24 protein-coding genes are annotated in these 25,997 nt (G+C 54.6%); 8 read left to right on the forward strand and 16 right to left on the reverse strand.

What is annotated here, in order from left to right:
- Nucleotides 1–317 precede the first annotated feature (317 nt).
- From ACYQ8U_RS09540 to ACYQ8U_RS09575, 8 genes are all read right to left on the reverse strand, one after another.
- Nucleotides 318–1,517, reverse strand: coding sequence for a pyridoxal phosphate-dependent aminotransferase (locus tag ACYQ8U_RS09540; protein WP_459945307.1), 1,200 nt, complete (start codon nt 1,515–1,517; stop codon nt 318–320).
- A gap of 9 nt (nt 1,518–1,526) precedes the next feature.
- A complete protein-coding gene (locus ACYQ8U_RS09545; RefSeq protein WP_459945308.1) occupies nt 1,527–2,918 on the reverse strand; it encodes an FAD-binding oxidoreductase in 1,392 nt (463 codons plus the stop codon).
- Between the two features lie 32 nt (nt 2,919–2,950).
- Entirely contained in the window at nt 2,951–3,619 is a 669-nt protein-coding gene (locus ACYQ8U_RS09550; protein ID WP_459945309.1) for an amino acid ABC transporter permease, read from the reverse strand.
- Complete coding sequence (locus ACYQ8U_RS09555; RefSeq protein ID WP_459945310.1) at nt 3,619–4,407, reverse strand: amino acid ABC transporter ATP-binding protein; 789 nt, start codon at nt 4,405–4,407, stop codon at nt 3,619–3,621. Before ACYQ8U_RS09555 ends, ACYQ8U_RS09550 begins: the two co-directional genes overlap by 1 nt.
- Nucleotides 4,407–5,087: an amino acid ABC transporter permease gene (locus ACYQ8U_RS09560; protein ID WP_459945311.1), complete on the reverse strand. Its 681-nt coding sequence runs from the start codon at nt 5,085–5,087 to the stop codon at nt 4,407–4,409. Before ACYQ8U_RS09560 ends, ACYQ8U_RS09555 begins: the two co-directional genes overlap by 1 nt.
- A gap of 106 nt (nt 5,088–5,193) precedes the next feature.
- Nucleotides 5,194–5,943 carry an ABC transporter substrate-binding protein gene (locus ACYQ8U_RS09565; RefSeq protein ID WP_459945312.1) on the reverse strand — a complete coding sequence of 250 codons (750 nt, stop codon included), beginning with the start codon at nt 5,941–5,943 and terminating at the stop codon, nt 5,194–5,196.
- Between the two features lie 129 nt (nt 5,944–6,072).
- Entirely contained in the window at nt 6,073–9,282 is a 3,210-nt protein-coding gene (locus tag ACYQ8U_RS09570) for an efflux RND transporter permease subunit (protein WP_459945313.1), read from the reverse strand.
- A gap of 9 nt (nt 9,283–9,291) precedes the next feature.
- Nucleotides 9,292–10,320 carry an efflux RND transporter periplasmic adaptor subunit gene (locus ACYQ8U_RS09575; RefSeq protein WP_459945314.1) on the reverse strand — a complete coding sequence of 343 codons (1,029 nt, stop codon included), beginning with the start codon at nt 10,318–10,320 and terminating at the stop codon, nt 9,292–9,294.
- Nucleotides 10,321–10,754: 434 nt separating this feature from the next.
- On the opposite strand from ACYQ8U_RS09575, the gene ACYQ8U_RS09580 reads away from it, so the two are divergent.
- Nucleotides 10,755–11,576, forward strand: coding sequence for a carbon-nitrogen hydrolase family protein (locus ACYQ8U_RS09580; RefSeq protein ID WP_459945315.1), 822 nt, complete (start codon nt 10,755–10,757; stop codon nt 11,574–11,576).
- Nucleotides 11,577–11,671: 95 nt separating this feature from the next.
- Here the strand turns inward: ACYQ8U_RS09580 and ACYQ8U_RS09585 are convergent, their stop codons facing one another.
- Complete coding sequence (locus ACYQ8U_RS09585; protein WP_459945316.1) at nt 11,672–11,986, reverse strand: DUF1330 domain-containing protein; 315 nt, start codon at nt 11,984–11,986, stop codon at nt 11,672–11,674.
- A 123-nt stretch (nt 11,987–12,109) separates the two neighbouring features.
- Between ACYQ8U_RS09585 and ACYQ8U_RS09590 the strand changes: the two genes are divergently transcribed.
- A complete protein-coding gene (locus ACYQ8U_RS09590) occupies nt 12,110–12,529 on the forward strand; it encodes a PilZ domain-containing protein (RefSeq protein ID WP_459945317.1) in 420 nt (139 codons plus the stop codon).
- Nucleotides 12,530–12,606: 77 nt separating this feature from the next.
- Entirely contained in the window at nt 12,607–13,824 is a 1,218-nt protein-coding gene (locus ACYQ8U_RS09595; protein WP_459945318.1) for a putative sulfate/molybdate transporter, read from the forward strand.
- Nucleotides 13,825–13,946: 122 nt separating this feature from the next.
- Here the strand turns inward: ACYQ8U_RS09595 and ACYQ8U_RS09600 are convergent, their stop codons facing one another.
- Nucleotides 13,947–14,849 carry a pirin family protein gene (locus tag ACYQ8U_RS09600; protein WP_459945319.1) on the reverse strand — a complete coding sequence of 301 codons (903 nt, stop codon included), beginning with the start codon at nt 14,847–14,849 and terminating at the stop codon, nt 13,947–13,949.
- 233 nt (nt 14,850–15,082) lie between these two features.
- Between ACYQ8U_RS09600 and ACYQ8U_RS09605 the strand changes: the two genes are divergently transcribed.
- The 3 genes from ACYQ8U_RS09605 to ACYQ8U_RS09615 all read left to right on the forward strand — a co-directional run bounded on the left by ACYQ8U_RS09605 (nt 15,083) and on the right by ACYQ8U_RS09615 (nt 17,641).
- Nucleotides 15,083–15,844 carry a sulfite exporter TauE/SafE family protein gene (locus tag ACYQ8U_RS09605; RefSeq protein WP_459945320.1) on the forward strand — a complete coding sequence of 254 codons (762 nt, stop codon included), beginning with the start codon at nt 15,083–15,085 and terminating at the stop codon, nt 15,842–15,844.
- A 76-nt stretch (nt 15,845–15,920) separates the two neighbouring features.
- Entirely contained in the window at nt 15,921–16,907 is a 987-nt protein-coding gene (locus ACYQ8U_RS09610) for an ABC transporter ATP-binding protein (RefSeq protein ID WP_459945321.1), read from the forward strand.
- Complete coding sequence (locus tag ACYQ8U_RS09615; RefSeq protein ID WP_459945322.1) at nt 16,904–17,641, forward strand: ABC transporter permease; 738 nt, start codon at nt 16,904–16,906, stop codon at nt 17,639–17,641. The genes ACYQ8U_RS09610 and ACYQ8U_RS09615 overlap by 4 nt, the downstream gene beginning before the upstream one ends.
- Before the next feature lie 95 nt (nt 17,642–17,736).
- On the opposite strand, the gene ACYQ8U_RS09620 is transcribed toward ACYQ8U_RS09615, so the two are convergent.
- Nucleotides 17,737–19,029, reverse strand: coding sequence for a thiamine pyrophosphate-dependent enzyme (locus ACYQ8U_RS09620; RefSeq protein ID WP_459945323.1), 1,293 nt, complete (start codon nt 19,027–19,029; stop codon nt 17,737–17,739).
- Complete coding sequence (locus ACYQ8U_RS09625) at nt 19,026–20,144, reverse strand: transketolase C-terminal domain-containing protein (RefSeq protein WP_459945324.1); 1,119 nt, start codon at nt 20,142–20,144, stop codon at nt 19,026–19,028. Before ACYQ8U_RS09625 ends, ACYQ8U_RS09620 begins: the two co-directional genes overlap by 4 nt.
- 159 nt (nt 20,145–20,303) lie before the next feature.
- On the opposite strand from ACYQ8U_RS09625, the gene ACYQ8U_RS09630 reads away from it, so the two are divergent.
- Entirely contained in the window at nt 20,304–21,368 is a 1,065-nt protein-coding gene (locus tag ACYQ8U_RS09630; protein ID WP_459945325.1) for a branched-chain amino acid aminotransferase, read from the forward strand.
- A 113-nt stretch (nt 21,369–21,481) separates the two neighbouring features.
- Here the strand turns inward: ACYQ8U_RS09630 and ACYQ8U_RS09635 are convergent, their stop codons facing one another.
- From ACYQ8U_RS09635 to ACYQ8U_RS09650, 4 genes are all read right to left on the reverse strand, one after another.
- The gene (locus tag ACYQ8U_RS09635) at nt 21,482–22,072 is read right to left on the reverse strand and encodes a helix-turn-helix domain-containing protein (RefSeq protein WP_459945326.1); all 591 of its coding nucleotides are present in this window, start codon (nt 22,070–22,072) and stop codon (nt 21,482–21,484) included.
- A 205-nt stretch (nt 22,073–22,277) separates the two neighbouring features.
- A complete protein-coding gene (locus ACYQ8U_RS09640) occupies nt 22,278–22,808 on the reverse strand; it encodes a DUF6691 family protein (protein ID WP_459945327.1) in 531 nt (176 codons plus the stop codon).
- Nucleotides 22,805–23,347, reverse strand: coding sequence for a YeeE/YedE thiosulfate transporter family protein (locus ACYQ8U_RS09645; protein ID WP_459945328.1), 543 nt, complete (start codon nt 23,345–23,347; stop codon nt 22,805–22,807). The genes ACYQ8U_RS09640 and ACYQ8U_RS09645 overlap by 4 nt, the downstream gene beginning before the upstream one ends.
- Nucleotides 23,348–23,471: 124 nt before the next feature.
- The gene (locus ACYQ8U_RS09650) at nt 23,472–24,497 is read right to left on the reverse strand and encodes an Lcl C-terminal domain-containing protein (RefSeq protein WP_459945329.1); all 1,026 of its coding nucleotides are present in this window, start codon (nt 24,495–24,497) and stop codon (nt 23,472–23,474) included.
- Nucleotides 24,498–25,023: 526 nt separating this feature from the next.
- Between ACYQ8U_RS09650 and ACYQ8U_RS09655 the strand changes: the two genes are divergently transcribed.
- The gene (locus tag ACYQ8U_RS09655) at nt 25,024–25,977 is read left to right on the forward strand and encodes a 1-phosphofructokinase family hexose kinase (protein ID WP_459945330.1); all 954 of its coding nucleotides are present in this window, start codon (nt 25,024–25,026) and stop codon (nt 25,975–25,977) included.
- The last annotated feature ends 20 nt before the right edge of the window (nt 25,978–25,997 follow it).

Raw genomic sequence — 25,997 nt, forward strand, 5'->3', positions numbered from 1 at the left:
GCCATTTCACGATCAGATTGTTCAGATGTATTCTTTTATTCTTTTGGCAGCTGCGAGGCAGGAGAAAAAGCCGCCGGGGTTGGCGATCACCTTGGCCTCTTGCAGAAAATTACCCTGAGTATGCCGCTCATTTTCAAAAACTTTCCAAAAATTCACACATATTCATCGAAGAATTTGCGCAGGTGAATATCGTTCCTCCGGAAGACAATGACTGGTGGACAACTGTGCAGAGTAAAATGCAGACGCTGAACACCCTCGGCGCCGGGGTGGAAACCTCGCTTTCGCGTTACCTGAACCTGTACATCGATGCGTCACTGTTACGCCACTCCTGTTTTCGCCAACCAGGCTTCAAGACGATCAAAGGCCTCCTCTATCACCTGCGGCTCGCCGCCGAACGACAGACGCAGGTGCTGCTCGCCGCCGGTGCCGAAACAGCCGCCTGGAATGGTGATCACCCTGGCCTCCTGCAGGATTCGGGTGGCCAGCTCCTGGGAAGAGGCCTCCGAAAAAAGGTACCTGGCCATGATATAAAAGGCCCCTTTCGGCGGGACATAGGAAAAGGAGCTGCTCAATCTATCCAGCCGTGCACAACACAGCTCTTTTCGTTTGACCAGTTCTGCCCGCATGGCCGCGACACAGCTCTGGTCGCCGTCAAGGGCGGCAAGGGCGGCAAACTGCGACGGGGTCGGAGCACAGATGGTCGTCGCGTCATGCACCTTCATGATCTGCTCCATCCAGCCGCCGGCCGCAGCCACCCAGCCTACCCGCCAGCCGGTGAGGGCGTATTTTTTCGACAGCGAGTAGATCGAGATGACCTGGTCACGGAACTCGTCCATGCAGAGCGGGCTGAGCGGCATCTTGCCATCATAGACCATATAGTCGTAGGCCTCATCGGTGATGATGATGAAGTTGTCGGCCACCGCCTGCCGGCAGAGGGCGAGGGTTTCATCATCGCTGAACACCGTGCCGGTCGGGTTACCCGGATTGCAGAGAATGATCGCCCGGGTCCGGGGCGTTATCGCCTCTCGGATAGCCGGCAGATCCAGGCCCCAGGTGTCGGTCAGCGGGACAAATATGGGGATGCCCCCGGCGAGGGTGATCTGCTCAATATACGAGGCATAGGTCGGCGAGGGCAGGATGACTTCATCGCCGGTATCGACCACCGTCAGGATGGTCGTCAGCAAGGCCTCCATACCGCCGACGGTAACACATATCTCCCTGTCCGGGTCAACACGGATATTTTTTTCCGCCAGCAGATAGGCGGCGATCCGTCTTCGCAGCGCGGCCATCCCGGTCTGCAGGGAATATTTTCCGCTGCCGGGATCCTCCTGCAGCACTCTGGTGACCGCCTCGACAATGTGCGCGGGCGTGGCAAAGGACGGGACCCCCTGACCGAGGGAAACACACCCTTCGATACCGGCGGCGACCAGCGCCATTTCCTTGGTGGCCGACGGGGCGATGTTGCGTACCCGCCGACTGACCGGATAATGATGGGGGAAGTGTGCAGCAGGGACCATGGTATTGCCTCAGCAAGCGGGAAAAATTTTGCCTGGATTGAGAATCAGGTTGGGGTCAAAGAGCTTCTTGATGTTTTTCTGCAGTTCGATGCTGCTCGCGGAAAGTTCCATGCTCAGATAGGGCGACTTGGCGATGCCGATGCCATGCTCGCCGGAAATCGTGCCCTGCAGGCGCAGGGTCAATTCAAGCAGGGCTCTGGTTCCCTCTCTGGCCATCTCTTCTCCCGCCGGATCCTGGGTGGTGATGTTCAAATGAATATTGCCGTCGCCGGCATGGCCGAAGGCAAAGACCTCAATGCCGTACTGCCGTTCATAAGCAGGCAGGGCATCGACCAGTTCGGCGATGGCGGTCAGGGGGACGACGATATCTTCCGGGATATACAGTTTGGCATAGTCGTGGATGCGCAGACTGACCTGACGCCGCACCGCCCAGATGTTCTGCCGCTCCTCTGCAGTTGCCGCCTTGATCAGCTGGACCGCCCCGGCCTTGCCGGCAAGCGAACAGATAGCCTCCATTTCCGCGTCAATCTGGCTCTGCGGGCCGTCTATCTCGATAATCAGAATGGATGGCTTGTCGCCTGGCAAGGCAAAGGGCAGCAGTTCGCCGATGAGGGCGAGGCATTTATGGTCGAGAAATTCTATGGCACTGGGCAGATGTCCGTCGGCCATGATCGCCGCCACGGCGTTCATGGCCGAAACCATGTCGCTGAAGACGCACATCATGCCGGTGGTCGCCGCCGGTCTGGGCAGAAGTTTTAAAATGAGCGAGGTGATCACCGCCAGGGTGCCCTCGCTGCCGACCAGCAGATTGGTCAAGTCATAGCCAACCACGCCTTTTCTGGTCTGTACCCCGGTGGTGATCAACTGGCCGCTCGGCAGCACCGCTTCCAGTCCGAGGATATAATCACGGGTAGTGCCGTATTTGACACAGGCCGGACCGCCGGCATCGGTGGCGGCATTGCCGCCGATGGTGCTCTGGTCCATGCCCGCCGGATCCGGCGGATAAAACAGGCCTGCGGCCTCGGCCGCCTGGCGAACCGTCTGGCTGATCACCCCCGGCTGCACCTGCATGATGAAATTTTTCGTGTCAATGCGCTCGATCCGGTTCAGCCCCATGGTCGACAGCACCACGCCGCCCAGTGACGGCAGGCAGCCGCCGGCAAGACCCGAGCCGCCCCCCCGCGGGGTCACCGGGAAACGGTAGATGTTAGCCAGTTGCAGCAGGGCCTGCACATCAGCGACGCTTTTCGCCCGGACGACCAGCTCGGGGGGAAAATGCAGGGTAGAGGCATCACCGGCATATTCGGCAAGGGTATCGGGGGCGGTGTCGATGGCCTCGGCACCGAGCCGCGCCCGGATGGCGGCGGTTATTTCTTCGGTAATGCGGGCATAGTGCGGCATGGCAAATGATCTAAAGCTTGTAGAACAGGTTGTCAACCGTGGCCGAAGCCGGGGACATACAGCCGCTGTTCGATTTTTTTCAAAATGATCATGGCCAGACTGACCAGGCCAAGATAATAGAGACCGAGAATGGTGAAGACCTCGGTATAGCGAAAGTACTCGGTGGCGACGGTTTTCCCTTCTCCGGTCAGTTCGATACAGGTGACGATAAAGGCCAGGGAGGAATATTTGATCAGATAGATGATCTCATTGCCGCAACCGTGGATGGCCCGGCGCACCGCCTGGGGGACAATGATCCAGAAAATGGCCTGCAAGGTGGTAAATCCGAGGGCCTGGGCGCCAAGATACTGGCCGCTTTTAATCGACAGCAGGGCCCCGCGCACATATTCCGATTGGTAGGCGCCGCTGCATAGGGTAAAACCGACCACAGCCGCCACATAGGGCGACAGGTAAATGCCGATATTCGGCAGGCCGAAATAGAGGATAAACAGCTGGATGACCAGCGGCGTGCCGCGAAATATTGCCGCATAGGCGTCGCCGATGGTCTTGATAAACCGATCGCCGAAGGTGCGGAGAGAACCGGCAATGATGCCGATCAGCACCCCGCCGATGGCCGAGGGGATGATCAGGGCAATGGACATGAGCAGCCCCCGGTTAAGACTGGTCAGCAGATCCTGGTAAAAGGGCGACAGTTCGAACATCAGCCGTCCACCTCGGCAAGTTCGTTGAGACGGTCGCAAAACCCCTGCGACCTGCTCTTGTTGCCGGCGGCCAGTAAGGCGGCAGGCGGGCCCTGTTCGACGATTCGGCCGTTTTCCATAAAGAGTATTTCATCGGCCAGGTTATAAATCAGGCTTATCTGGTGGGTGGCCATAATCATGGTCATCCCCTTGACCGCCAGCCCCTTGATGACGGCGATCACCTCGCCGATCAGGGTCGGATCGAGGGCCGAAGTCGGTTCATCGAGCAGGAGTATCTTCGGGTCCATGGCCAGCGCCCTGGCAATGGCCAGTCGCTGTTTCTGACCGCCGGACAGCTGCGCCGGATACAGTGCCTCTTTGTCGGCCAGGCCCACCTGGTCAAGTTCCAGCCGGGCGCGTTGTTCGGCCTGTTTTTTATCCATCTTCTTCACCTTGCGCAGGGCAATGGTGATATTATCCAGGGCACTCAGATGGTCAAACAGATTGAAGTCCTGAAAAATCATGCCGACCTGCTGTCTCAGCTTGTAGAGATCCTGCTTACGGGTGAAATCGATCGCCTCATTCTCCAGCTCGATTGTCCCTCCATCCGGCACGACCAGACAGTTGATGCACTGCAGCAGGGTGCTTTTGCCTCCGCCGGAAGGGCCGATAAGCACCTTGATCTCGCCTTTGGCCAGCTTGACACTGACCGCGTTGAGAATGGTGTTGCCGCCAAAAGACTTGTTGATATCGGTCACCCGGAGAATCTGATCTGTTTCGGTCATTATATCGGTCATTCTTGCGGTCATTATTGGTTGCCTTGGTGCGAATAGCCGGGGATACGGAGATACTTCTCCAGTTTTCGAAGAGCGATCACCCCGGCCCAGGTGAGCAGAAAATAGATAATTCCCGCGGTAATGTACAGGGACAGGTGCTGGTAGGTGCGGGAGGCGACAAACTGGGTCCTGGCCATGATCTCCGGTGCGCCGATGACAAAGGCCAGCGCCGAATCCTTGAGGATGATGGAATATTCATTGGACCAGGCCGGGATGGACATTCGGAGAATCTGCGGCAGAACAATGTTTTTTATCGCCTGGAGCTCACTCATGCCGAGACCGATCGCCGCGTTAAACTGCCCTTTGGGCAGAGACAGAATGGCCCCTCGGAAAATATTCGCCTGATAGGCTCCGGTGGTCATGCCAAGGACGATGGTCACCGCGGTAAAAGCGCTGAATTGCAGATCGAGAAAATTAAACAGGCCAAAGTAAAAGAGAAAGAGCAGCACCACTACCGGCACTCCCCTGAAAATCCACACATAGGCGGTGAACAGGTATCTGACGAATCTGTTGCCGTAGACCAGACCGACCGCCATGAAGATGCCGAGAACCAACCCGAGACACATCGCGGCAACAACTATGCCGATGGTCAGAAAGGACCCCTGGAGAAGATACGGCAAGGAATCAAAGACGACAGCTAAGGCGTGTGGCATCGAGTTACCTGCGGAGTGGAGACAAGAAAGGTCCAGCCATGACGGCTATAATGGAAAAAAAAACGGGCGCACTCCTCCTGGGATATACGCCCGTCAATAAAAACTGCTATTTGTTCAATTCGTACTTGTTGATCAATTCGGTCCATTCCGGCGTTGCCATCAGTTTGGTCAGCGCCTTGTTTACTTTTTCAAGCAGCTCTTTATCATCCTTACGAACCGCGTAGCCGAATTCTTCTTCATGCATGCCGAAAGTGCCGACGAGCTGGACATCTTTTTTCGAAGCGGCGTCTTTTGCCGGTGCATCATCCATTGCCGCCGCGTCGATCCGGCCGTTCAAGACATCCTCGACGGCGAGCGGAGAAGAACTGTAGTAGCGAAGTTCAAAATTCCATCCCTTCTTGGCCGCTTCTTCTTTCAGCCATTTGGCCTCGGATGTTCCCTGCTGCACGCCGACTGTTTTCTTGCCGGTGAGAATGTCATCGATGGTCAGCGGGGAGCCTTTCTTGGTGACCATCACCTGCTTGATGATCCAGTATGGTACGGAAAAATCTACCTTTTGCGCGCGTTCCTCGGTGATACTCATGCCGGAAGCGATGATATCAATTTTCTTGGTGAGAAGACTGGTGATAATGCCGTCCCATTCGATCGGCTGGTGGCTGATTTCAACGCCTATCTCCTTGGCCACCCAGTTCATCGCCTCGACATCAAAACCGCTGGGCTGACCGGTCTGGTCAATGTAGGCAAAGGGTGGAAAGTTTGCGTCGATGCCGTTGACCAATTTTTCCGCGGCAAAAGCGTGACCGGCGCATACCAGGGCCAGAAGACTACAAAAAAGCAGCACATTTTTTTTAACCATTTTCCCCTTCCTTTGTTGTTAATTGCGTTTGGCGGTTGTTGAACTGTTTCTTCCTGCTTGTTTTTTATCTGTAAGGTACTCATTCAAGGCTCGCATCTTAGCTATTTTTGCCGGCCCGGGCAAGTTTTTTCAAGATTCGATCGGGGAGTATTCCGTTGTTTTCTTTTTTTGCCGCGGCCCCCGTCTTTTTTCTGTAATATCCCAGAGTACAGGGATAATGACGATGGTCAGAAAGGTCGCCGTACACAGGCCGGTAACAAAGGTCATCGCCATACTGCCCCAGATAAGAGAATATTCAGGAATGCCCAGGGCCATCGGTAACAACCCCAGGGTGGTGGTCAGGGTCGTCAACAGAATCGGTCGCAGGCGGATATGGGTTGCCCACAAAAGGGCGTCTCGCCTGCTCATGCCCTTGAGGTAACATTTGTTGATAAATTCGACCAGCACCAGGGAATCATTGACCACCACCCCGGTAACCCCGATGACAGCGACAAAGCTGTTGATGGTAAACACGGTTCGGGACAGCCCGGTGCCGAGAACCACTCCGGTCAAGGCAAAGATCACCGCGGCAATAATGATCAGCGGCTGCACATAGGATTTAAACTGGGCGGCGAGGATCAGATAGATAACCACCACGGCAATGGCAAAGGCATAGGCCAGGGAAGTGAAGGACTTCTGGGTGGATTCATACTCTCCGGCAAAATTGAGCGATGCACCGGGATATGCACCTCTGACTGTCGAATAGAACGCTTCGACCCTTTTCACCACCATGGCACTGGTCAGCGGCGCCCCGGTCTGTAAATTGGCGGTCAGGGTAATGGCCCGCTGCCGCTGAAAACGATTGAGGTAGCCCGGTTCAAAACTGTATTCCGGCCGACACAGATCACCGAGGCGCAGCTCGCCTGCTGGTACATCAACGACCAGCATATCCAGGGCGGCAGCCATCGGCATGGCCGCCTCGTTGGCGGTTTTCAGACGGATATCGATCATTTCTTCCGGCAATTTCATCTCGCCGATTATCTGCCCCTGCAGTGCCGAGGCGGCAAGACCGGCGACATCGGCAACAGATAAGCCCCATTCCGCAGCCCGTTCGGCGTCGATCTTGATGCGAAACACCCGGGCATCACTGCCCCGGTCGTCGCGGAAATCGACGAGCCAGGGCGATATCTCCCGGTCTTCGCGAAGATAGTCGCCCAAGACCTCGGCCAGGGCCGATACATTAGCCGAATCCTGTCCGAGGACCCGGATATTCACATCCTTGCCCGACGGCGGCCCGTCTTTTTCCGGGCGGACAGACAAGGCAAAACCCTCGGGTAAAAGAGGCTGGAGCATGGTCCGCACCGTCTCAAGATGGGCGACGACATCGTTTTCCGGAAAGTCGGCAAAATGCCTTTTGGCGACGGAAGGCAGAGTGACGGCGACATAGCCGAGATTGTTGCCGTACTGGGGGTTGAAATCCTCATTGATATAATAACCGGCAAAACCAAGTGCCGATTCCGCCTGTCCCTCATTCTCTTGAGAGATCCGGGCAGCCATCTTTTTGATCAGCGCATGGGTGGTCTCAATCGGTGTTCCGGCAGGGCCGGTCAGTTCGGCATAAAAAAGAGAGTAGTTGTCGGGAAAAAACTGGATGCGGATGAGGCCTGTTCTGCCCTGCAGGGAAAGGATAAAGATGGCCATGGCCATGAAAAATATCAGGCCGAGGAGGCCAAGCGAGCTTTTACGAAAACGCAGCGCCAGCAAAAGTAATCGATGAAAGATCGACCGTATCAGGCGCATACTCCAGCCCTCTTTTGCCGTAGAGAAGAAGGCATGCTCTGTATTCGAGCGGTCCCCCCGGTCTTCATGGACCACAACGCGGCGCGGCCCGAATTCCATATAATGGCAGGGCAGAATGAGCAGGCACTCGAGCAGGGAGGCCGTCAAGGCAAAGGCAATGGTTTTCGGGATGATGGCAAAAAAATCGCCGACCATGCCGGTCATGATCAGCATGGGCAGAAAGGCCACGATGGTGGTCAGCGTTGCGCTGATGACCGGTAGAAAAACCTCGGAGGTACCGTCGGTTATCGCTTCGACCAGGGGTTTTCCGCTCTGCAGATGGCGATAGATGTTTTCAACCACGACAATGGCATCATCGACGATAATGCCGGAGACGAGCACGAAGGCAAAAAGTGACACCTCGTTGATGGAATTGCCCGTCGCGTACATGATCACCATGGTGACCAGGAAGGCAAAAGGAATGCCGATGGTGGTCAGAGCGGCGTTGCGAAATCCCATGAACAGCCAGATGATCGCGCAGACCAGGATGATACCGAGCAGCAGGTTGACGCCGAGTACCCGGATCGAATCCTCAATTTTGCTACTCGAATCCTGGGTGACGGTGAGACTGATATCGTGCGCGGCATAGATCGGCTGCAGCTCGCCGACCGCCTCCCGGACCCGCTCGGCGATAAAAAGAGCATTGCCGTCCGCATGTTTGAGGAGTTGCAGGGTGACACAATCCGCCCCGTTGACCGAGGCCATGATAAAGGGATCGAGGTAGGAAAAATAGCCGTCCTCGGCAAGGTCACCGAGGCGCACGACGGCACCGTCGCCGTCTCGGCGGATGATCGTGGCGAACAGATCGTCTCTGCCGGTAAACTGCTCATCGACCCTGACGACAAACTCCCCCAGTTTGGTCGCGGCATGACCGGCCGGCAGGGTGATGTTCGCCTTGCGCAGGGCCGCCGCGACGTCCATAAAGGTGAGGCCGGTTCTCTTGAGTTTGTCTTCCGAGAGAATGACGTGAAATTCGCGGGTATAGTCGCCGCTGACCTTCACCTCTTTTACTCCGGCAATCTGGGCCAGGGTTATTTTTATTTCTTCAGCGACAAGGGCGAGAGTGACATTCTCATGTTCGCCGGCGACATTGACGCTTATCGCTGGAAACCAGTCGTTGACATCAAGAAAATTAAAGATGGGAGGTTCCGTCCGCTCCGGCAGATCACCGACGATGGACAGCACTTTTAACCGCACATCGTCAAAACGCTTCTCGTAATCGCTGTCGTCGACAAACTTGATGACAATGGAGGACCGCTCCCGATAACTGCTCGAACGAACATATTCGACATCCTCGAGATCTTCCAGCCCCTCTTCTATTTTTCGCGTGACCAGCGTCTCGACCTCTTCCGGCGAAGCCCCCGGCAGATAGGTATTGACGTACATTTTGCCGAACTGGATATTGGGATAGCGCTCCACCGGCATGCGCAAGAGGGTAACGGCGCCGATGACCATCAACAAGACAAAGAGCAGATTGAAAAAAACCTTCTGCGCCAGGGTAAAGGAGATAAATCGCTGCATAGGGTATCGTCAACCCTGCGGCTGATCCTGCTCCGGGGGCGCGGCATCCGCTGGAAAGAGGAGAAAGGATTCGCCCGCGGCCAGTTCTTTTCCGGTAATAATCGCCTCTTGACCCTTGGCATCGGTGCCGAGCAGGATCACCTTTTTTCGCCGGCCGTCGGTTTGTACCAGCCAGTGTGCCTCGTACCGGCTGACAAGTGCACTCATCGGCACGACAAAAGAACCGGTTTCCTCCTTGCCGACAATGGTGAGATTGACCCGCAGGCCGCCGCGCAGCTCCACGTCCGAGGAAAATGTCTCCGGCGACACTATCAGATCGACGGGGATTTTCCTGCTCTTTGCATCAAAACCGGGAGAAACACGATGGATCCGCGCCTCTGCCGTCACCTCAAGCTCGGGGAAGCGGAAGGTGATTTTCTCCATCTTGCGCAAGAGATCGAGTTCTTCGTAGCTGAGCATAAAGCTGACGAGCAGTTGCCGAAAATCGCCGAGCCGCATAACCGCCTCCCCCTGATGCACGAAGGCACCCTCTTCAACAAACCGTTCGACCACCTGCCAGCCGGGAGGCCCGCGCAGGGTATGCCGGTCAAGCATCTCCTTCTGCCGCGCCTCTTCATTGACCAGATCCTGCAGGGTGAGTTCGAGGATATCGGCGCGAAGAGTTGCTTCGTCAAAGGTGGCCTGGGCAGCGGATTTATTTTCCATCAGAGTTGTATAGCGATCAAGGGTCTTCTTCTCCAGCTGCAGCTGTCGACCGGCCTGCTCCCGGGCTATGTTGTTCTTGACCAGATCCAGCCGAACCAGGGTGCTGTCCAGCTCGGCCACCACTCCGGATGCGGGCACGGTATCGCCGAGATCGACGTGGATTTTGCTGCATCGGCCGCTTACCTCTCCGGCTATGGCTACTTCCGCTTTCGCTCTGGTGAAGCCGGTCAGCTGCAGAGAACGTTGATACGGCCGGAGCTGTACCGTTTCTTCCGCTGCGGCAACGGCGCACAGAGACAATAAAACCACAAGAAACAGACTCAATACACGCATAGATCTTCCTTTTTCTTTACCCATCCGACACGGTGCGGCTTGTGGCACACCGTCTTTTAATACTGTCTTTTTTTAACCGACCGTTCGGCCTGGTCTGCATACTATAGCCGATCTTTACATCATGTACACGTTCACCGGCATCGAATATTTTTTGTCATCAGCCCTTGTCGCGTAACGCCAGGCACAAGAGTTAAGCTATGATCAAGGGGGAAAAGTTGCCGCAAGGGCGTTGATCGTCTAAAATGCATCATCTTTTGTACAAAACAAGGGAGTGGCCGCCGCAGCCTGGCAATATTCTTTTTCGACCATATTGTTTGCTACTCTGCAACAGCAAGCTCTCCCGATACGGGTGAATTTTTGAATCTGCGTCATTGCCGCGGCGAAACGAACGCAACAAGGTGCTCTCGACGTCTGCTCTACTACAGGTGAATACAATGGCAGCTATGACAATAACCATCGGTTTGTCGCAAATGAACTCCCGCGACAACAAACAGGACAACCTGGCCGCCGCCGAAAGCTCCATAGAGCAACTGGCGGCAAAGGGGGCAACATTGATTATGCTGCCGGAAAATTTCAATTTTATGGGCCTGGAAGCGCTCCGGCGGGACAATGCCGAACCTCTCGACCAGTCGCCAAGCCTCGACCGGATGCGCAATCTGGCCGCCAGATTGAAAGTCCATGTTCATATCGGCAGCTTTATGGAACAGGACGGCAGCCGGTTTTATAACACCGGGGTCGTCTTCGATGCTACCGGCGAGCGCATTGCCAGGTACCGCAAAATCCATCTCTTTGATGTGGAAATCCCCGGCGGCAAAAGCTACCGCGAATCAGATGCCATCTCCCCCGGCAGTGAGCTGGTTACTTTCTCCATCGGCGATTTCACCTTCGGCATGGCCACCTGTTATGACCTGAGATTCCCCGAACTCTTCCGGCGTCTGGCGGAAATGGGCGCCGATGTCCTCCTGCTGCCGGCGGCCTTTACCCTGCAGACCGGCCGGGACCACTGGGAACTGCTGCTGCGGGCCCGGGCCGTGGAAAATCTGTGCTGGGTCGCCGCCGCCGGACAATGGGGACCGTCTCCTCCAGATAATCTGACCTTCGGCAGAAGCATGGTTGTCAACCCCTGGGGGCTGGTCGTCAGCCAGGCACCGGACGGAGCATCGACCATAACCGCCGAGCTCGACCTTGACAGCATACGGGAAATACGCACGAGGTTTCCCGCGCGCAGCCATATCCGCCGGGATCTTTTTTCCTGAGAGCCTTGTCGGTTACTTTGTTCCCTGCAGCCTGGTCAAACAGCCGGTTAAAGGATCGCCTTTTTCGGGTCGGTTAACAACGACATCCTTGGTTTTTATTTCCTCGGTGGCAACCCATGCACCAACGTCAGAGAGACCATGGAGGTTCCCGCCCTTCTAAATTCTGATATCGCCTGATAGTCGGCATCTGCATACCAATCCTTGGCCGCCTGTTCTGATGGGAATTTGAAAATGATAATACGGCCTTCACGTGGCGAATGCCCTTCAAGGTGGATCGGCTGATCGTCGTAGGTGACAAACTCGCCCTGGTGTTTTTTCAGGATTGGAAAAAATCCTTTCTCGTATTTTCGGTATGCATCTGCATCAGTGACGATCAGATTGACAACCATGTAAACTGGAATATCTGCCATAATTTCACAACTCATCCTCATGATAAATATTTCTTTTCTGATAATTTTGTGATAGCGTTTTCCGATCAATCAGTACTTAATTATTAAACAAAAAGCTGCCAAAAACTAACCATCATTGATCATATGAGTTACAAAAGAATCCATGTACGAGTGCCAATCCAGGGTGAAGCCCTGTTGCTGTCCTGCAAAGACACATCCATCCGGGCGCAGACAATTGATATCAGCCACGGAGGGGTCGCCATAACCAGCCCTGATGTGCCCCTCACCGAAGACACCTACGACATCATTATAACTTTCACGGATGGGAAAAAAATCAGCATTGCGGCCTATCTGGTCAGGCAGGAGGGTGGGGTTTTAGGATTTAAAACCGAAAAAATAGATAGTGATAGTTTGCAAATCATTACCGACCTTGTCTTTGCATATCAAGAAACAAACGATTTCATTAAACAAATCGACGAGCACAACCTTTTTGGCAATTCTTTTATCGATGAAGAAGGCAAAGAGCTCGATATTACGTTTAATGTCGAGCTGGAAAAACCGTAATATGTCATACACCATCTCGATATCACTCTCTCCGTCCTTCATTTATGGTAAAAAGAAGAAAAAAGGCAGTCACTCTAATGGATACAGGGCATAACGACGAGACACCCTCCCCTGCCGCCTCCCGGCTCCTGCGCTTTGACCGGGTGGAGATGGGTGGTGCTTTTGGCGATCTGGGCACCTTGCTGCCGATAGTTGTCGCCATGATTTTTATCAACAAATTGAGTCCCTCCTCGGTCTTCTTAACCTTCGGCCTCTTTTACCTGGTTTCCGGATACTATTACCGTTTACCGATCCCCGTGCAGCCGTTGAAGGCGGTCGGCGCTATCGCCATTGCCTATCCCGCTGTCATCACCGAATCGGTCATCGGGGCGTCAGGCATCATTTTCGGAGCCTTCCTGCTGGTACTGTCGCTGTCCGGCATGATTGACCGCATCGCCAGACTTTTTTCTCCGGCCGTTGTCCGGGGCATTCAATTTACCCTGGGACTGATTTTCCTCAAAAAGGGTATCGAACTCATTATCGATAAGGATATTTTTATGTCCGGGCTGCCGGGAAGATTCGCCGGCTCTCCGGTTAACCTGCTCATCGGCATTGCCGTCTTCTGCCTGGTGCTGCTCCTGCTGGACAACAAGCGATATCCGGCGGCTCTGGCCGCTCTCGCTGTTGGCATCGTTTGCGGCATTGGGCTGGGTGGTTTTGCCGGACAAACGCTTTCCTTCGGGCCGACGGAGATGCATTTCGTCAAACCGACCATGGCTGATTACTGGACGGCCCTGATCATGTTAATCCTGCCGCAGATCCCTCTGACCATCGGCAACGCCTGCGTTGGAACCGCCGATACCTGCAGCAGCCTCTTTACCGGCAATCCGCAGCTGGCCAAGGCCAAGGCCGGCAAATTCGCCTTTTCCATGGGGATAATGAACCTGCCCGCCGGCCTGCTCGGGGCTGTGCCGATGTGCCATGGCACAGGCGGCCTGGCGGCGCATTACCGATTCGGGGCCAGAACCGGTGGTGCGCCAATCATGATCGGCATCTTTTTTGTGGTCATGGCCCTGCTGTTCGGCGAACTTGGATTTTCGCTGCTGGCGGCGATTCCCAAGTCGGTTCTCGGGGTTCTTCTGGTCTTTGCCGGACTGGAACTCTGCCCGCTGCTGAGAAATCTGAAGACCAATGAGGAATATTTCATTGCCCTGCTCATCGCCGGTATCGCCCTGGTTGTCCCGAACATGGGCTGGGCCTTTGCCATCGGCATCGCCACTGATCTTTTTATCAGAAAAATGAAGATCAAGATTTAACCTGGAAATCAGGAAATATGCGGATTGAGCGTCCACTTGATGAACCAGTCCAGCCTGCCGTCCGCCTGCACATCTGCATCCAGGCAGACTATCCCTGCGTTCTGAAACTGATAGATTGACGCCTATTTTATGAAGGTGCCGTTGTGATACTCCTCGAAGGCGACCTTCAACTCTTCCTGGCTGTTCATGACGATCGGACCGTACCAGGCTATCGGCTCTTTCATCGGTTTTCCGGAAACGAGCAGAAAACGAAGCGGCTTGTCGGTGGTGGTTACCTGCACACTCTCTCCGGCATGCTCAAACAGCACCAGCCTTTCAGGTTCACAGATACATCGGCGCTCCAGGTCGGTCCAGCCATGGCCCACCACCTCATAGGCATAGGCGTCACGACGGTCATCAAAATATCCGGCACCGTCCAGTACATAGGCAAAAGCAGTATGCCCGGCGGGCAGGGCATGGGTAAATACCGTCTCCTGCGGCACGGTGATGTCGAGCATCTCCGGCTCGATGATAATATTCTGCGCCGGGCCCTCGACGCCGCCGACCTGCCCGGCAATCACCTTGATGATTACCCCGCTGTCCAGGGTAAGCTTTGGAATGTCGGTGGCCTTGACCTCCTGGTACCGCGGGGCAATCATCTTATGACTGGCCGGCAGGTTGGCCCAGAACTGAAACCCCCACATGGTCCCGGTGGGGCTCTCCTTGGGCATCTCCTGATGGATGATACCGCTGCCGGCGGTCATCCACTGCACGTCGCCAGCACCGATTATGCCTTTATTGCCCATGCTGTCGCCATGCTCCACCTTCCCCTCGAGGATATAGGTGACGGTCTCGATGCCGCGATGCGGATGCCAGGGGAACCCCGGCAGGTAATGCTCCGGATTGCTGCTATGGAAATCGTCGAGCATTAAAAACGGGTCGAACTGGGGTAACTGGGAATACCCGAAAGCACGTTTGAGATGCACCCCAGCCCCTTCGATGGTCGGCTGGCTCTTGAAAATCTTGGCAATTCGACGAATGGTCATGATGGTTCCTCCGTGGACTTTTCTTTATCCGCGCCTGTCGGCGAGGCTCTGACCGGCAGTGCTCATCTTCAGACGGACAGCAGTATTATAATTTACGGCAGTCCTAAAAGAAAGAGGCGATGTCTGTGCGAGTTGTTGCCGAAGCGCATGATTTATGTTATTCGACTCAGTGTAACACAGCATAACGATGCTCGGTTACACTATAAAACAAACCTTCATTACAGCTTGTTCCCATGCACATCACCTTTTTACTTGCCGGGGCCATTTTCCTGATCTCGCTGTTGCTGACGATGGTCGGCCTGGGCGGAGGCCTGATTTTTTCCCCTCTCTTTGTTATTCTCGGCATGGCCAAGGCCGAGGCGGCATCAGCCTCGCTCTTTCTCAACCTGATTGCCGCCGCTTCCGCATCTTATGCCTATTCACGCAAAAAGATGGTCGATTTTTCCCTGGCTGTTCCGTTGATTATCGCATCGAGTCTTGCCGCACCCATCGGCTCCTCTTTGAATGTCCGTCTTGATATCAAACCCTTTCTGCTTATCATGGCCGGTGTCCTGGCCCTGGCCGGTCTGCGCATGCTGCTGCCGCCACCGGTTGCCGTCGACAATGCCGACATCAAAACAGCACAAAAAATCGTTGGCGGCATGGCTATTGGCGCCTGCATCGGACTTCTCGGCGGGCTGCTCGGTATCGGCGGCGGTGTTTTTGTTGTGCCTCTGTTGATCTATGTCTTGAAAACACCAACAAAAATTGCCGCTGCGTCGTCAACCTTCATTGTCTGTTTTTCCTCCCTGACCGGCTTTCTCGGCTACGCCTCCATGGAAAGAATCAACTGGGCCTTCATCCTGCCGGCCGCGGTTGCCTCATTTATCGGCGGCCAGGCCGGTGCACGGATTATGAGTACCCGTCTGCAAGGAAGAAGCATTCGTATCATGTTGAGTTGTCTTCTGTTCCTCTTAACCATGAAAATGCTCCATCAGTTCTTTGTCAGCCCTTAAGAGGCCGAAACGGCTCAGGCAGTCACCGAGCTGAGCGAAAACCTTTTTGCCCAACCGGGTAACAGGAGACGCGGATATGATCAGTGAGAACCATGCGGCGATCGAAGTGCGAGGGCTGGCCAAACGGTTTGGGGAGGTGCAGGCGGTCGCCGAGGTCAGTTTCGACGTTTATCCCGGCGAACTGTTCGGCTTTCTTGGCCCTAACGGCGCCGGCAAGACGACGACTATCAACATCCTCACCGGTCTGGCTCGACCGGATGCCGGGACCATCCATATCGACGGCATCGACTGCGTGAGAAACCCGCGTACCGCACAGCATCTGATCGGCGTGGTACCGGACGAAAGCAATCTGTATCCGGAACTGAGCGGTTTTGACAACCTGTGTTTCTGTGCCGCCCTGTATGGCATGGGCAAGACTGAGCGGCAGGCCCGGGCGCGGGAACTGCTGGAGCTCTTTGATTTGACCAGGGCGGCCGGGCGAAAGTTTGCCGGTTATTCAAAGGGCATGAAGCGCAAGCTGACCATTGCCGCCGGCATCATCCACAAGCCGAAGATCCTCTTTCTCGACGAACCGACAACAGGTATCGACGTCAGCAGCGCCCGGCAACTGCGCCAACTTATCGATGAACTGCACCGGGGCGGCACGACCATTTTCCTGACCACGCACTACATAGAAGAGGCGGAGCGCCTCTGTGATCGCATTGCCTTCATCCTGTCCGGGCGCATTGCCCGCATCGACACCGTCGCCAACCTGGTCCAGCCGATCCGCGACAAGCATGTCATGCAGATTGCTTTTGCCGGCGAATGTAATAATATCCTGGAGAAAATTGCCGACGCCTTCCCCAGCCAGAAATTCATCAACCCACAGCAGGACTTCCTTCGCGTCGAGGCCGACGAGCCGATCCGTGTTGGTCCGCTGGTGCGCTTTCTCGAGGATCAGGGCTGTGAAGTGTCCGAGGCAAAAAAAATCAGACCGAGCCTGGAAGATGTCTTCGTCGCCATCACCGGTGTTGAGGTGGATGCCATGCGCAAGGAAAAAGAAAAAAAGGGAGGAAACCAATGAAACTGTGGATCGCCTTCTGGAGCATCCTGCAAAAGGACATGCGCACCTATTATCTCAAACCGCCGAATATCAGCTGGGGCATCATTTTTCCGCTGGCCTGGACAAGTATGTTTTTTATCAAATCCGGCAGCGGCCTGGAAAATATTATCACCGTGCTGCCGGGCGTCGTCGCCGTGTCCATTCTCTTTGGCACCACCTCGATGCTGGCGGTGACAGTGACCTTTGAAAAGAAAAACCGGTCCTTCGAACGACTGCTGCTTGCTCCCCTGCCCTTTGAGATCCTCATGCTGGCAAAAACCAGCGGCGCCATCCTGTTCGGCATAGCGAACGCCTTTGTTCCGGTGGTCATGGCCGCTTTTCTCGTCGATCTCTCGCAGCTGGCATGGGGCGCATTTTTTTCCGCCGTTGTCCTGATTGCCGTGGCATCGGCATTTCTTGGCCTGTTCATTGCCGTGGCGGTCAGCGAGGTCTTTGAAGCCCAGACTTTCTCCAATTTTTTTCGCTTTCCGATGATCTTTCTCTGCGGCCTGTTCTTTCCCATCGAAAAACTGCCGATATTACTCAAACCTCTCTCCTATGTACTGCCCCTGACCTATGGGGTCGATGTGCTGCACGGATCCATCCACGGTCAGCATAGCATGCCTTTTGCCGTCGATCTGATCGTTCTCGGCGCCTTCTGTATTGCCTTGTTTATGGTCAGCCTGCATAATATCAGAAGACGCTGGATCGTCTGATTGCAGAGCAGCACAGGAAGAAATGCATGCCGGCATGCGTAGCACGCCTGTTATGCCGAGCCTTGAACCTGCCGACTCGAAAGAAGAACCTGCGGTCAGGCAAACCTGGTCAGGACGGCCAGGGCCTCCTGCAGCATTTTCCCGTGATAACGATGCGAGATACCGGCCAGCAGCATCTCTGTACTGAGCAGGGCTCCCGCCTCGGTCAAGACGGCAAGGGCGGCCAGAGCCCGCTGGGAGCCCTTGATGTTTAACGCTGTAAAATCAATATCAATTACCTTCGCGCCGGTTGCCGGCAGAGCCATCTCGCTGCCCTTGATAACCAGGGTCTGTTCGGTGAGAGAGGCAAAGAGCGCTTTTTTCCTGGCAACACCTTCCGGGGCCAGGCACAAAATGACCGCTGGCTTGCTGATGCCGGTGTAACCGACCGGTTTCCGAGCGAACACCACCTCGGATACGGAATGACCGCGCAGCACGGTGATCGGATAATCATTTTTCTGGGTGACGTGCAGGCCGCCGCTCATCCCGGCAAGACAGAGAATCTCGCCGGCGGTGTTGATATACTGCCCGGCCGCGCCAAGGAGCAGCACCTCGCTCCGCTCTGCCACCATCGGCGCAGCACAGACGGCGGCAATGCGCGGCATTTCGCCTGGGGCCTGACTTGCCGCGGCCAGTCGTCGATAGTGAACACTATACTCCTCCCGCTCATTGGCGGCAATGACACCCCTGGCCGCAGTCATCCTGTCCAGCTCTGCGGCCAGTTGTGTCAGGGTGACCCGGTTGCGTTTCAAATAGCGGCCGGGGCAAAGACCCCAGATATCCATCAGGGAAAATCCGGGGTAGCGTATAGCCGCGGCTATCTGCTCGGCTAAATCCTTGTCGCCGGCCATCCTTCGATCCACATAGGCTGCTCCCGCGGCATCGGCGACGCGGCAGATATCCAGTGGTTTTTCCAGCTGATTGAGAAAATTCGAGGTGGTGTGCGCAGTAACCGGGGTCGTCGCCGAACACTGCCCCCCGGTCATGCCGTAGTTGAAATTGTTCAATATCAGCAGGGTGAAATCCATATTCCGTCGGCAGCTGCTGAGGACATGGGCACCGCCGATGCCAAGTCCGCCGTCACCCATGATCACGACAACCGTCAGCTCGGGCCGGGCCATCTTCAGCCCGGCGGCATAGGTCAAGGCGCGGCCATGGAGGCCATGCAGGGCATGGGTGTTGAAAAAGGTGTCAAACAGGCCGGCACAGCCGATATCACTGACAATGGCCACATTGTCTCCACGCAGCTCGAGCGTCTGCAGCGCCCGGTCAAGTTCATGCACGACCTTTTCATGGGAACAGCCCGGGCAAAATAGCGGCGGCCGTCCGGTGTTTAAATAGGTTGTCATGCGCTGACCTCCTTGATGATCGTCTCCGGTGCAATCAGCTCCCCGTTCATCTGTCCATAAAAACGAACCGGCACGGAGCCGGCCAACCTTTCGATCTCCCTGACGTACTGGCCAAGGTTCATCTCAATGACGACGATCTCTTTTCTCCCGGCCATGGCACGATGCAGAAGGTTTTGCGGGACCGGGTAAAGGGTCTTCAGGATCAACAGAGATATGTTCCGGCCCCTGGTCCTGAGTGCCTCGACGGCGGTTTTGCCGGCCCGGGCAGTCACCCCGTAAACAATGAGCAGGATCGGATCGTCTGTCCGACCGTCGAGGTCAAAGAAGGTGAAATCATCAACAGAGCGGTGCAGCTTTGCCTGCAGCCGTGTAATACCGGTCTCGATAATTGCCGGATCGGTGGTTATATAGCCTTCCGGTCCGTGGGTCGATGAGGTCTGCCGCGACAGCCGGCGGCCCCCCATGGGCAAAAAGGGTGGCACCAGCTCACCTGCGAGCGGGGCAAAAGGATGCCCGGAGTGGTCGGCGGGACAGGTGACACGCTGCACTATCGCCGGGGTCTTCAGTGCATCCAGATCAACACTCTCACGGGTCATGCCGATTTCTTTATTGGAGGCAATAAAGACCGGGCAGCGCAACTGCTCCGCCAGATTGAAGCCATGCATGGTCAGCAGGTAACAGTCCGGCACATCGACCGGAGCGAGCACGATCACCGGCAGACCGCCGCTGTTGCCCCAGCGCAGGAACTGAATATCACCGTCGGCACCTTTCGTCGCCGAACCGGTCGATGGCCCCAGCCGCTGGACATCGACGATAACCAGGGGAATCTCCCCGCCGATGGCAAAGGAGATCTGTTCGCTATATAGACTGATGCCGGGCCCCGAGGTGGCGGTCATGGCCTTCTTTCCGCCCATGGATGCCCCGAGACAGAAGCCGATCGAGGCAATCTCGTCTTCGCCCTGCAGACAGACGCCCCCGGAAGGCGGCAGGAGCTGTAACATCTGATGATAGATCGATGTTGCCGGGGTTATGGGATATCCGGCAAAAAATTCGCATCCCGCCGCCATCGCCGCTCGGGCGACCGCTTCATTGCCTTCTAAAAAGGTACGCGCCATAGTCTATCCTTTGTCATACTTTTTTCATTTTTACCACGCCATCATTGATTAAATATGGCAACAAGGAGTATACTCCGTCTGACAATATTAAGCTATTCGAGCAAAATCCGGATTATTTCAAGGAAAACTTCCATATAATTTTATCTATCAGAGGTCAACGTGGACATCACATTTACAAAAGCGGAAATGCTGAAGGAGCATCCCGAGGAATCGAGCCTCGGCTTTGGAACAATCTTTACAGATTACATGTTTAATATGGATTACAGCCCCGAAGCAGGGTGGCATAATGCCCGTATTGAACCTTATGGCCCGATTGCCATGGATCCTGCAACAATGGTGCTGCATTATGGGCAGGCAATTTTTGAAGGCTTGAAGGCCTACCGCACCGATAGCGGCGACGTGCAGCTTTTCCGGCCAAAGGATAATATAAAGCGTCTCAACAAATCTGGACATATGCTTTGTATACCGGAACTGGACGAGGCCTTTATTCTGAAAGCACTTAAAGAGCTTTTAAAAATTGAAAAAAGCTGGGTCCCGGCCGCGACAGGAACCTCGCTGTATATTCGGCCGACCATCATCGCCACCGATCCCTATATCGGTCTTCGTACCTCGAATACCTACAGATTATTTATCATTTTGTCTCCGGTCGGCGCATATTATCCCGAAGGATTTAATCCGGTGAAAATCTGGGTAACGACGGAGTATGTCCGCGCGGTGCGAGGCGGCGTCGGCGAGGCAAAAACCGCCGGAAATTATGCGGCGAGTCTCTATGCGACGGAACTTGCGCATAAAGAAGGATATACCCAGGTCATGTGGCTTGACGGAGTCGAGCTGAAGTATGTTGAAGAAGTCGGCTCCATGAATATCTTTTTTGTTATTGGTGACGAACTGATTACCCCGGCGTTAAACAGAAGCATCCTTGCCGGTGTGACACGGGACTCGGTGATAAAGCTGGCCACCTCCTGGGGGGTTAAAGTTGCTGAAAGAAAGATCAGCATCGATGAAATCTACGCAGCGCATGCCTCGGGGGAACTGAAGGAGGTTTTCGGTTCGGGAACCGCGGCGGTCATCTCCCCTGTCGGAAACATTAAATATAACGGCAGGGAAATCACCATTAACAATGGCCAGGTAGGGCAACTTTCCGCCAAACTGTTCCACCATCTTACGGACATCCAATACGGTAGAGCGGAAGACGCCTTCAACTGGATCGAGCCGCTACCATAAAAATACCCCGTAAAAGATTTCAGGGGGCCTTCTTCCACAAGAAGGCCCCCCAATATTTTCAGGCGCGGTGCGAACAGTCGCTCTTTGAACGATAAGACCATCGACACTAGTATCTACAAGATGATCATCTCTTCTTTGGCATAAATCACTGCCAGCATTGTTGCCGGCGCATCGCCATGGCACAGGACCACATGGGGCATGGTTGAGTCGTAGTAAATAGAATCCCCCGGATTGAGGATTTCTGTTTTATCGAGCAGGCGGATTTCGACCTGGCCTTCCAGAATAAAAAGAATTTCCTCACCAATATGCTGATTTGGCTCAACCTGTTGTGACGTCATCGGTTTAAGCGTCACGAGGAAAGGCTCCATGTGCCTGTTTTTTTTCTGCTGGCCCAGGGACTCATAGCTGTATCCACCGGACGTGCCGTCGGTTGAGTTGAAACGGGAGACAGTTTTTCTGTCGCCGCTTCTGACGATGCAGTAGGGAGAGTCGCCGCTCTCTCCAAAAAAATCGCTCACCGAGATGCCGAAAACCTTTGCCAGACTGATAATATTGCCGAGAGGCGGAGAGACCATATGCCGTTCAATGCCGGAAATGGTCGATTCGGATATGCCGGATTGTTCGGCGACATCGGCTATCGACAGTCCTTTTGCTTTTCTCAGACCCCTGATCCTTTCTCCAATTTTCATATCTTTACCTGGCATTGTCTCTCTCCTTTGGGAGGCGTTATGAGGCACGCTGCTGTATGCCCCATTTATCGGGGGTGCGTAAAAAATGCGTGCCGCACCAATAATGTTGTCACGGCTGATGATTTTACTTTATCTGCATCAACTTTGCCAACATTAACCCGATATTTGTCCAATGCAGAGGACTACTGTAAGCCGATTTTCCCGTCTGAGTCCTGCGGGCTTAGAGCCCCTTTTTCTCAAACCAGACGAACGCTGCCAGCGTGGTGGCCCAGAACACCGCAACAATGACCCATGGCGACACCGTGAATACCTCCGGCAAGCCTATTTTTCCGAAATCTTTCCAGGCCAATACCGTTGTTGTGAAGAAGGGATAGAGCTCTGCATAGAGCGCCGCGCCGGCAAGCATACCGATGATGGCAAAGGCGGCATGCCAGCGTCCTTCACCCAAGGCGCCAACAGAGGTGCCGGGACAAAACCCCATTACCGCCCATCCCGCACCAAAAAGCGCACCGCCGATCAGAATAGCCCCGACATTCATCGGCTTATGGCTCAGGGTAGTGACCCCCTGGTCCGCCAGGAAAAGAATGCCCACCATGCCGACGAGAATTGCCGACAGCATGAATTTTAAAATGGTCATATCCTGCAGCAGCATGGCGCCAACTTGCTTATCAAAACGAAGCACTCGACCTTTTTGCAGTAAAAAACCGAACAGAATACCGGTAATCAATCCCAACCATTGCTCTGTGTTCATAGTGACCTCCCTCGATAGACAAATGTCGCAACCACAACACCCACTGCAAAAAACATCACCAGGGCCACAAAAGAACTGACTGAGAGCTGCATCATCCCGCTCAGACCATGACCACTGGGGCAACCGCTCGCTAAGCGGGCTCCCACCATGGCAACAATTCCACCGAAAAACGCTCCGGCCGCCCTTTTACCGATGGACGGGCCAAAGCGCTGCTGCCATATCGAGGGTACATGTTCTATTTTAAAACTTTTATCGGTTATTGAAGAAATCAATGCTCCCAAAAAAATGCCTGCGACCAGCATGAATTGCCAATCTACCTTTACCTTGGTTTTCACGAAATATTCATTTGCCGTGACATGGTCCGCGGCAACGCTCCTCTCAACAACACCGGCGGCACGGACAAAGGTAGTCGAAGCCCCTAAGTAGTTGCTCTTGCCGAGAAGCGCTGTGCTGGCATAGACCGAAATAATAGCTAATAGTCCGAGAAGCGCGCCGGCGAGATAGGGGCTCCAGCCATCGTCCATTTTTTTTAAAGACATTGTATTTCCTCCTTTGTTTGAGTTTATTCAGCTGAATAAATTTGTTAATAGTATAGTGCACCCAGGGAGATTTTCCAGTCCAACCAGAAGAAGTGGAGAAATATTTCAGCTTGCCGGTGGCATTTTAGTTTCCTTCAGTTACCGGTATCGACATAACCGGCCAGAGAGCAAAATCACGGTTTTTCTTATACCCCACCCCAACGGCGCCTTTATGCAGGTACAGAACATATGCCCAGTCGGTTTCAAATGCACTGGTGGTCGAAGACCAATAGGCCTGCTGCAAAGCAGTAAAGGGATGCCCAGGAGAGAGCGCCGGACTATGGGCGGATGCATCGACCAGGCTCTCCAGCTCATTGATGGTCGGCATCCGCCAGGGCAGACTGGTTTTTTTTGCATAGGAACAAACGGTTGCCAGCGCCTCGCTCCAGGTGGCCGTTTCGCCGCCTAATCCGGCCTGAGTCTGCCAGGTAAGACCGGTCAGCCTGTCCAACACCCCTAACCTGCATGGCATGTAACGGGGCCTGGGCCAGGGGGTGCCCATCAGCAGAGATCCATCCTGCCTGCTCCGGCTGCAGGCTATTACCGCACCCTGCTCGTCGTAACACAGCCTTGCTCCGGTAGCGGCTAGGACCTCCGACCGACCGCAAACCGGCCATATCCAGTAGTAACCGTCCTTATTCCCGTAAAACATTCGACCACCCTCAAGGTGGACATACCAGGCGTAGGACGGCGCGATAGCAGCGGTGGTAGAGGTCCAGAACCAGCCTAGAAATACGTTTTGAAAGGGATGTCCCCTGGTCAGGGCCGGCTTTTTGGTGCTGTGATCAATAAGGCTTCGTAATTCGCGGCGATTCGGCATACGCCAGTCACTTCTGCCGTATTTCGCATCTCGATTCATCTGCTCGACAAACTCCAGCCCCTCCATCCAGCTCAAAGGGTATTCGGATGGACAGCTGTTTTTCGTCCAGATAAGCTGGGTTGCCAGGTCCCGAATGAGGTGGTCGCCCAGTTTCTCAAACCGTTCCTCCGGCCAGCCCATGCCCGGCAGAAATTCACCATCCTGACCGGTGTCCCGGCAGTCTATCGGGTCACCATCTTCGTTATAGCAGCGGCTCAGACCGGTTGAAAGAATATGTCGGAAATGATTCATTGCTCTGTTTCCCGTTGAGGCATTGCACTCCGCGTAATAGGTACATTGACGTTTTGCATATGTTCTTCTCCGTTAAGACTCTGTCCTTCCGGGCATTACAGTGTAAGGTTTCCTGACGGATGAACAAAGTACAAAAAAGGTATAACGTATTCTTTAACCATTATTTCTCGACAGTCGAGCCTGTCGTGGAGGCAAATTTCACAGAACCACAACCGCAATATCATGACAGTGGGTCACAGGGGATCATGAGCATTTTGCCAGACAGCCCAGCTGGCACATATTTTGCTGTATTTTGATAGAACAAAGGATGGCTCGAAGTAAGATAAAAAGCAAAATGTGGCATTGGGGGATAGCGATGACGGCTACTCTTCCCAGAAAGAGAAGTGTCTGCAGCTGTGTTTTTTTCCTGAGCAATAGGACGAGTCCGCCGGTATTGGACTTCTTGCGCCGTTTGACCAATATCGTGAGCATGCCAGGAACAAGGCTTCACGCACAATTTCACAGTCCATTGATGGAGTAAATCAATATGAATGATAACAATCCAATCGTCACCCTTACCATCAATCCCAGTCTCGATATAAGCGCCGAAGTTGATACCCTCGAACCCACTAAAAAAATGCGCTGCCGCAATGTCATGATTGATCCCGGGGGCGGCGGCATAAACGTCAGCCGGGCAATCACCCTGCTCGGCGGCACGTCTACCGCCGTATTTCCGGCAGGAGGCAGCACCGGCAGAAGCATAGACGCGATGCTGAGCGAAGAAGACGTCAAAAGTATACCGGTATCCATAACCGGCGCCAACAGACAGAACTTCGCTATCCGCGAGAAAAAAAGCGGGCAGCAATATCGATTTTCCCTCCCTGGCCCGGAGATGAGTGAAGAAGAATGGCTTCAATGTTTGCAGATAATGGGAGAACAGGGCAAGGCGGCGGACTATGTCGTTGCCTCGGGCAGCCTGCCACCTGGAGCACCCGAGGATTTTTACGGCAGAGTTGCCGGTCTTTTTCAAGACAGCCCTACCAGGGTCATTCTCGACACCTCCGGAGATGCTCTGAAAAACGCTCTGGAGCAGGAAATCTATCTGATTAAACCAAATCTGCGGGAACTGGAATATATCTGCAACTGCTCTCTTGCCGAGGAAAAGGACCAGGAAAGGATGTGCCGCGACATGGTTGCCCGAGGCAAGTGTGAAGTCCTGGTACTCACTCTCGGTAAGGATGGCGCTCTGCTCACCTCTACAAAGGAGCAGGTTCGTATCCCCGGTCTCGAGGTCAACGAGATCAGCTCCATAGGTGCCGGCGACAGCTTTGTCGGCGCCATGGTTCTGGCTCTGCAGCGTGGAGAGGAACTGACGGACGCCCTGCTCTACGGCATGGCCGCAGGAACGGCGGCCTTGATCACCGAGGCGACACAGCTGTGCCGCAGAGAAGACACCGACAGGTTATTCAAGGAATATCAGGAGATCCGCAAGAAGCTGTGAAAGGGCATTTTTGCGGCAGA

This window comes from Desulfocastanea catecholica, from assembly GCF_054657295.1.

Coding starts and splice junctions, on each gene's coding strand:
- ACYQ8U_RS09540 (WP_459945307.1), bottom strand. CDS start 1,517: ATGGTCCCTGCTGCACACTTCCCCCATCATTATCCGGTCAGTCGGCGG.
- ACYQ8U_RS09545 (WP_459945308.1), bottom strand. CDS start 2,918: ATGCCGCACTATGCCCGCATTACCGAAGAAATAACCGCCGCCATCCGG.
- ACYQ8U_RS09550 (WP_459945309.1), bottom strand. CDS start 3,619: ATGTTCGAACTGTCGCCCTTTTACCAGGATCTGCTGACCAGTCTTAAC.
- ACYQ8U_RS09555 (WP_459945310.1), bottom strand. CDS start 4,407: ATGACCGCAAGAATGACCGATATAATGACCGAAACAGATCAGATTCTC.
- ACYQ8U_RS09560 (WP_459945311.1), bottom strand. CDS start 5,087: ATGCCACACGCCTTAGCTGTCGTCTTTGATTCCTTGCCGTATCTTCTC.
- ACYQ8U_RS09565 (WP_459945312.1), bottom strand. CDS start 5,943: ATGGTTAAAAAAAATGTGCTGCTTTTTTGTAGTCTTCTGGCCCTGGTA.
- ACYQ8U_RS09570 (WP_459945313.1), bottom strand. CDS start 9,282: ATGCAGCGATTTATCTCCTTTACCCTGGCGCAGAAGGTTTTTTTCAAT.
- ACYQ8U_RS09575 (WP_459945314.1), bottom strand. CDS start 10,320: ATGCGTGTATTGAGTCTGTTTCTTGTGGTTTTATTGTCTCTGTGCGCC.
- ACYQ8U_RS09580 (WP_459945315.1), top strand. CDS start 10,755: ATGGCAGCTATGACAATAACCATCGGTTTGTCGCAAATGAACTCCCGC.
- ACYQ8U_RS09585 (WP_459945316.1), bottom strand. CDS start 11,986: ATGGCAGATATTCCAGTTTACATGGTTGTCAATCTGATCGTCACTGAT.
- ACYQ8U_RS09590 (WP_459945317.1), top strand. CDS start 12,110: ATGAGTTACAAAAGAATCCATGTACGAGTGCCAATCCAGGGTGAAGCC.
- ACYQ8U_RS09595 (WP_459945318.1), top strand. CDS start 12,607: ATGGATACAGGGCATAACGACGAGACACCCTCCCCTGCCGCCTCCCGG.
- ACYQ8U_RS09600 (WP_459945319.1), bottom strand. CDS start 14,849: ATGACCATTCGTCGAATTGCCAAGATTTTCAAGAGCCAGCCGACCATC.
- ACYQ8U_RS09605 (WP_459945320.1), top strand. CDS start 15,083: ATGCACATCACCTTTTTACTTGCCGGGGCCATTTTCCTGATCTCGCTG.
- ACYQ8U_RS09610 (WP_459945321.1), top strand. CDS start 15,921: ATGATCAGTGAGAACCATGCGGCGATCGAAGTGCGAGGGCTGGCCAAA.
- ACYQ8U_RS09615 (WP_459945322.1), top strand. CDS start 16,904: ATGAAACTGTGGATCGCCTTCTGGAGCATCCTGCAAAAGGACATGCGC.
- ACYQ8U_RS09620 (WP_459945323.1), bottom strand. CDS start 19,029: ATGACAACCTATTTAAACACCGGACGGCCGCCGCTATTTTGCCCGGGC.
- ACYQ8U_RS09625 (WP_459945324.1), bottom strand. CDS start 20,144: ATGGCGCGTACCTTTTTAGAAGGCAATGAAGCGGTCGCCCGAGCGGCG.
- ACYQ8U_RS09635 (WP_459945326.1), bottom strand. CDS start 22,072: ATGCCAGGTAAAGATATGAAAATTGGAGAAAGGATCAGGGGTCTGAGA.
- ACYQ8U_RS09640 (WP_459945327.1), bottom strand. CDS start 22,808: ATGAACACAGAGCAATGGTTGGGATTGATTACCGGTATTCTGTTCGGT.
- ACYQ8U_RS09645 (WP_459945328.1), bottom strand. CDS start 23,347: ATGTCTTTAAAAAAAATGGACGATGGCTGGAGCCCCTATCTCGCCGGC.
- ACYQ8U_RS09650 (WP_459945329.1), bottom strand. CDS start 24,497: ATGAATCATTTCCGACATATTCTTTCAACCGGTCTGAGCCGCTGCTAT.
- ACYQ8U_RS09655 (WP_459945330.1), top strand. CDS start 25,024: ATGAATGATAACAATCCAATCGTCACCCTTACCATCAATCCCAGTCTC.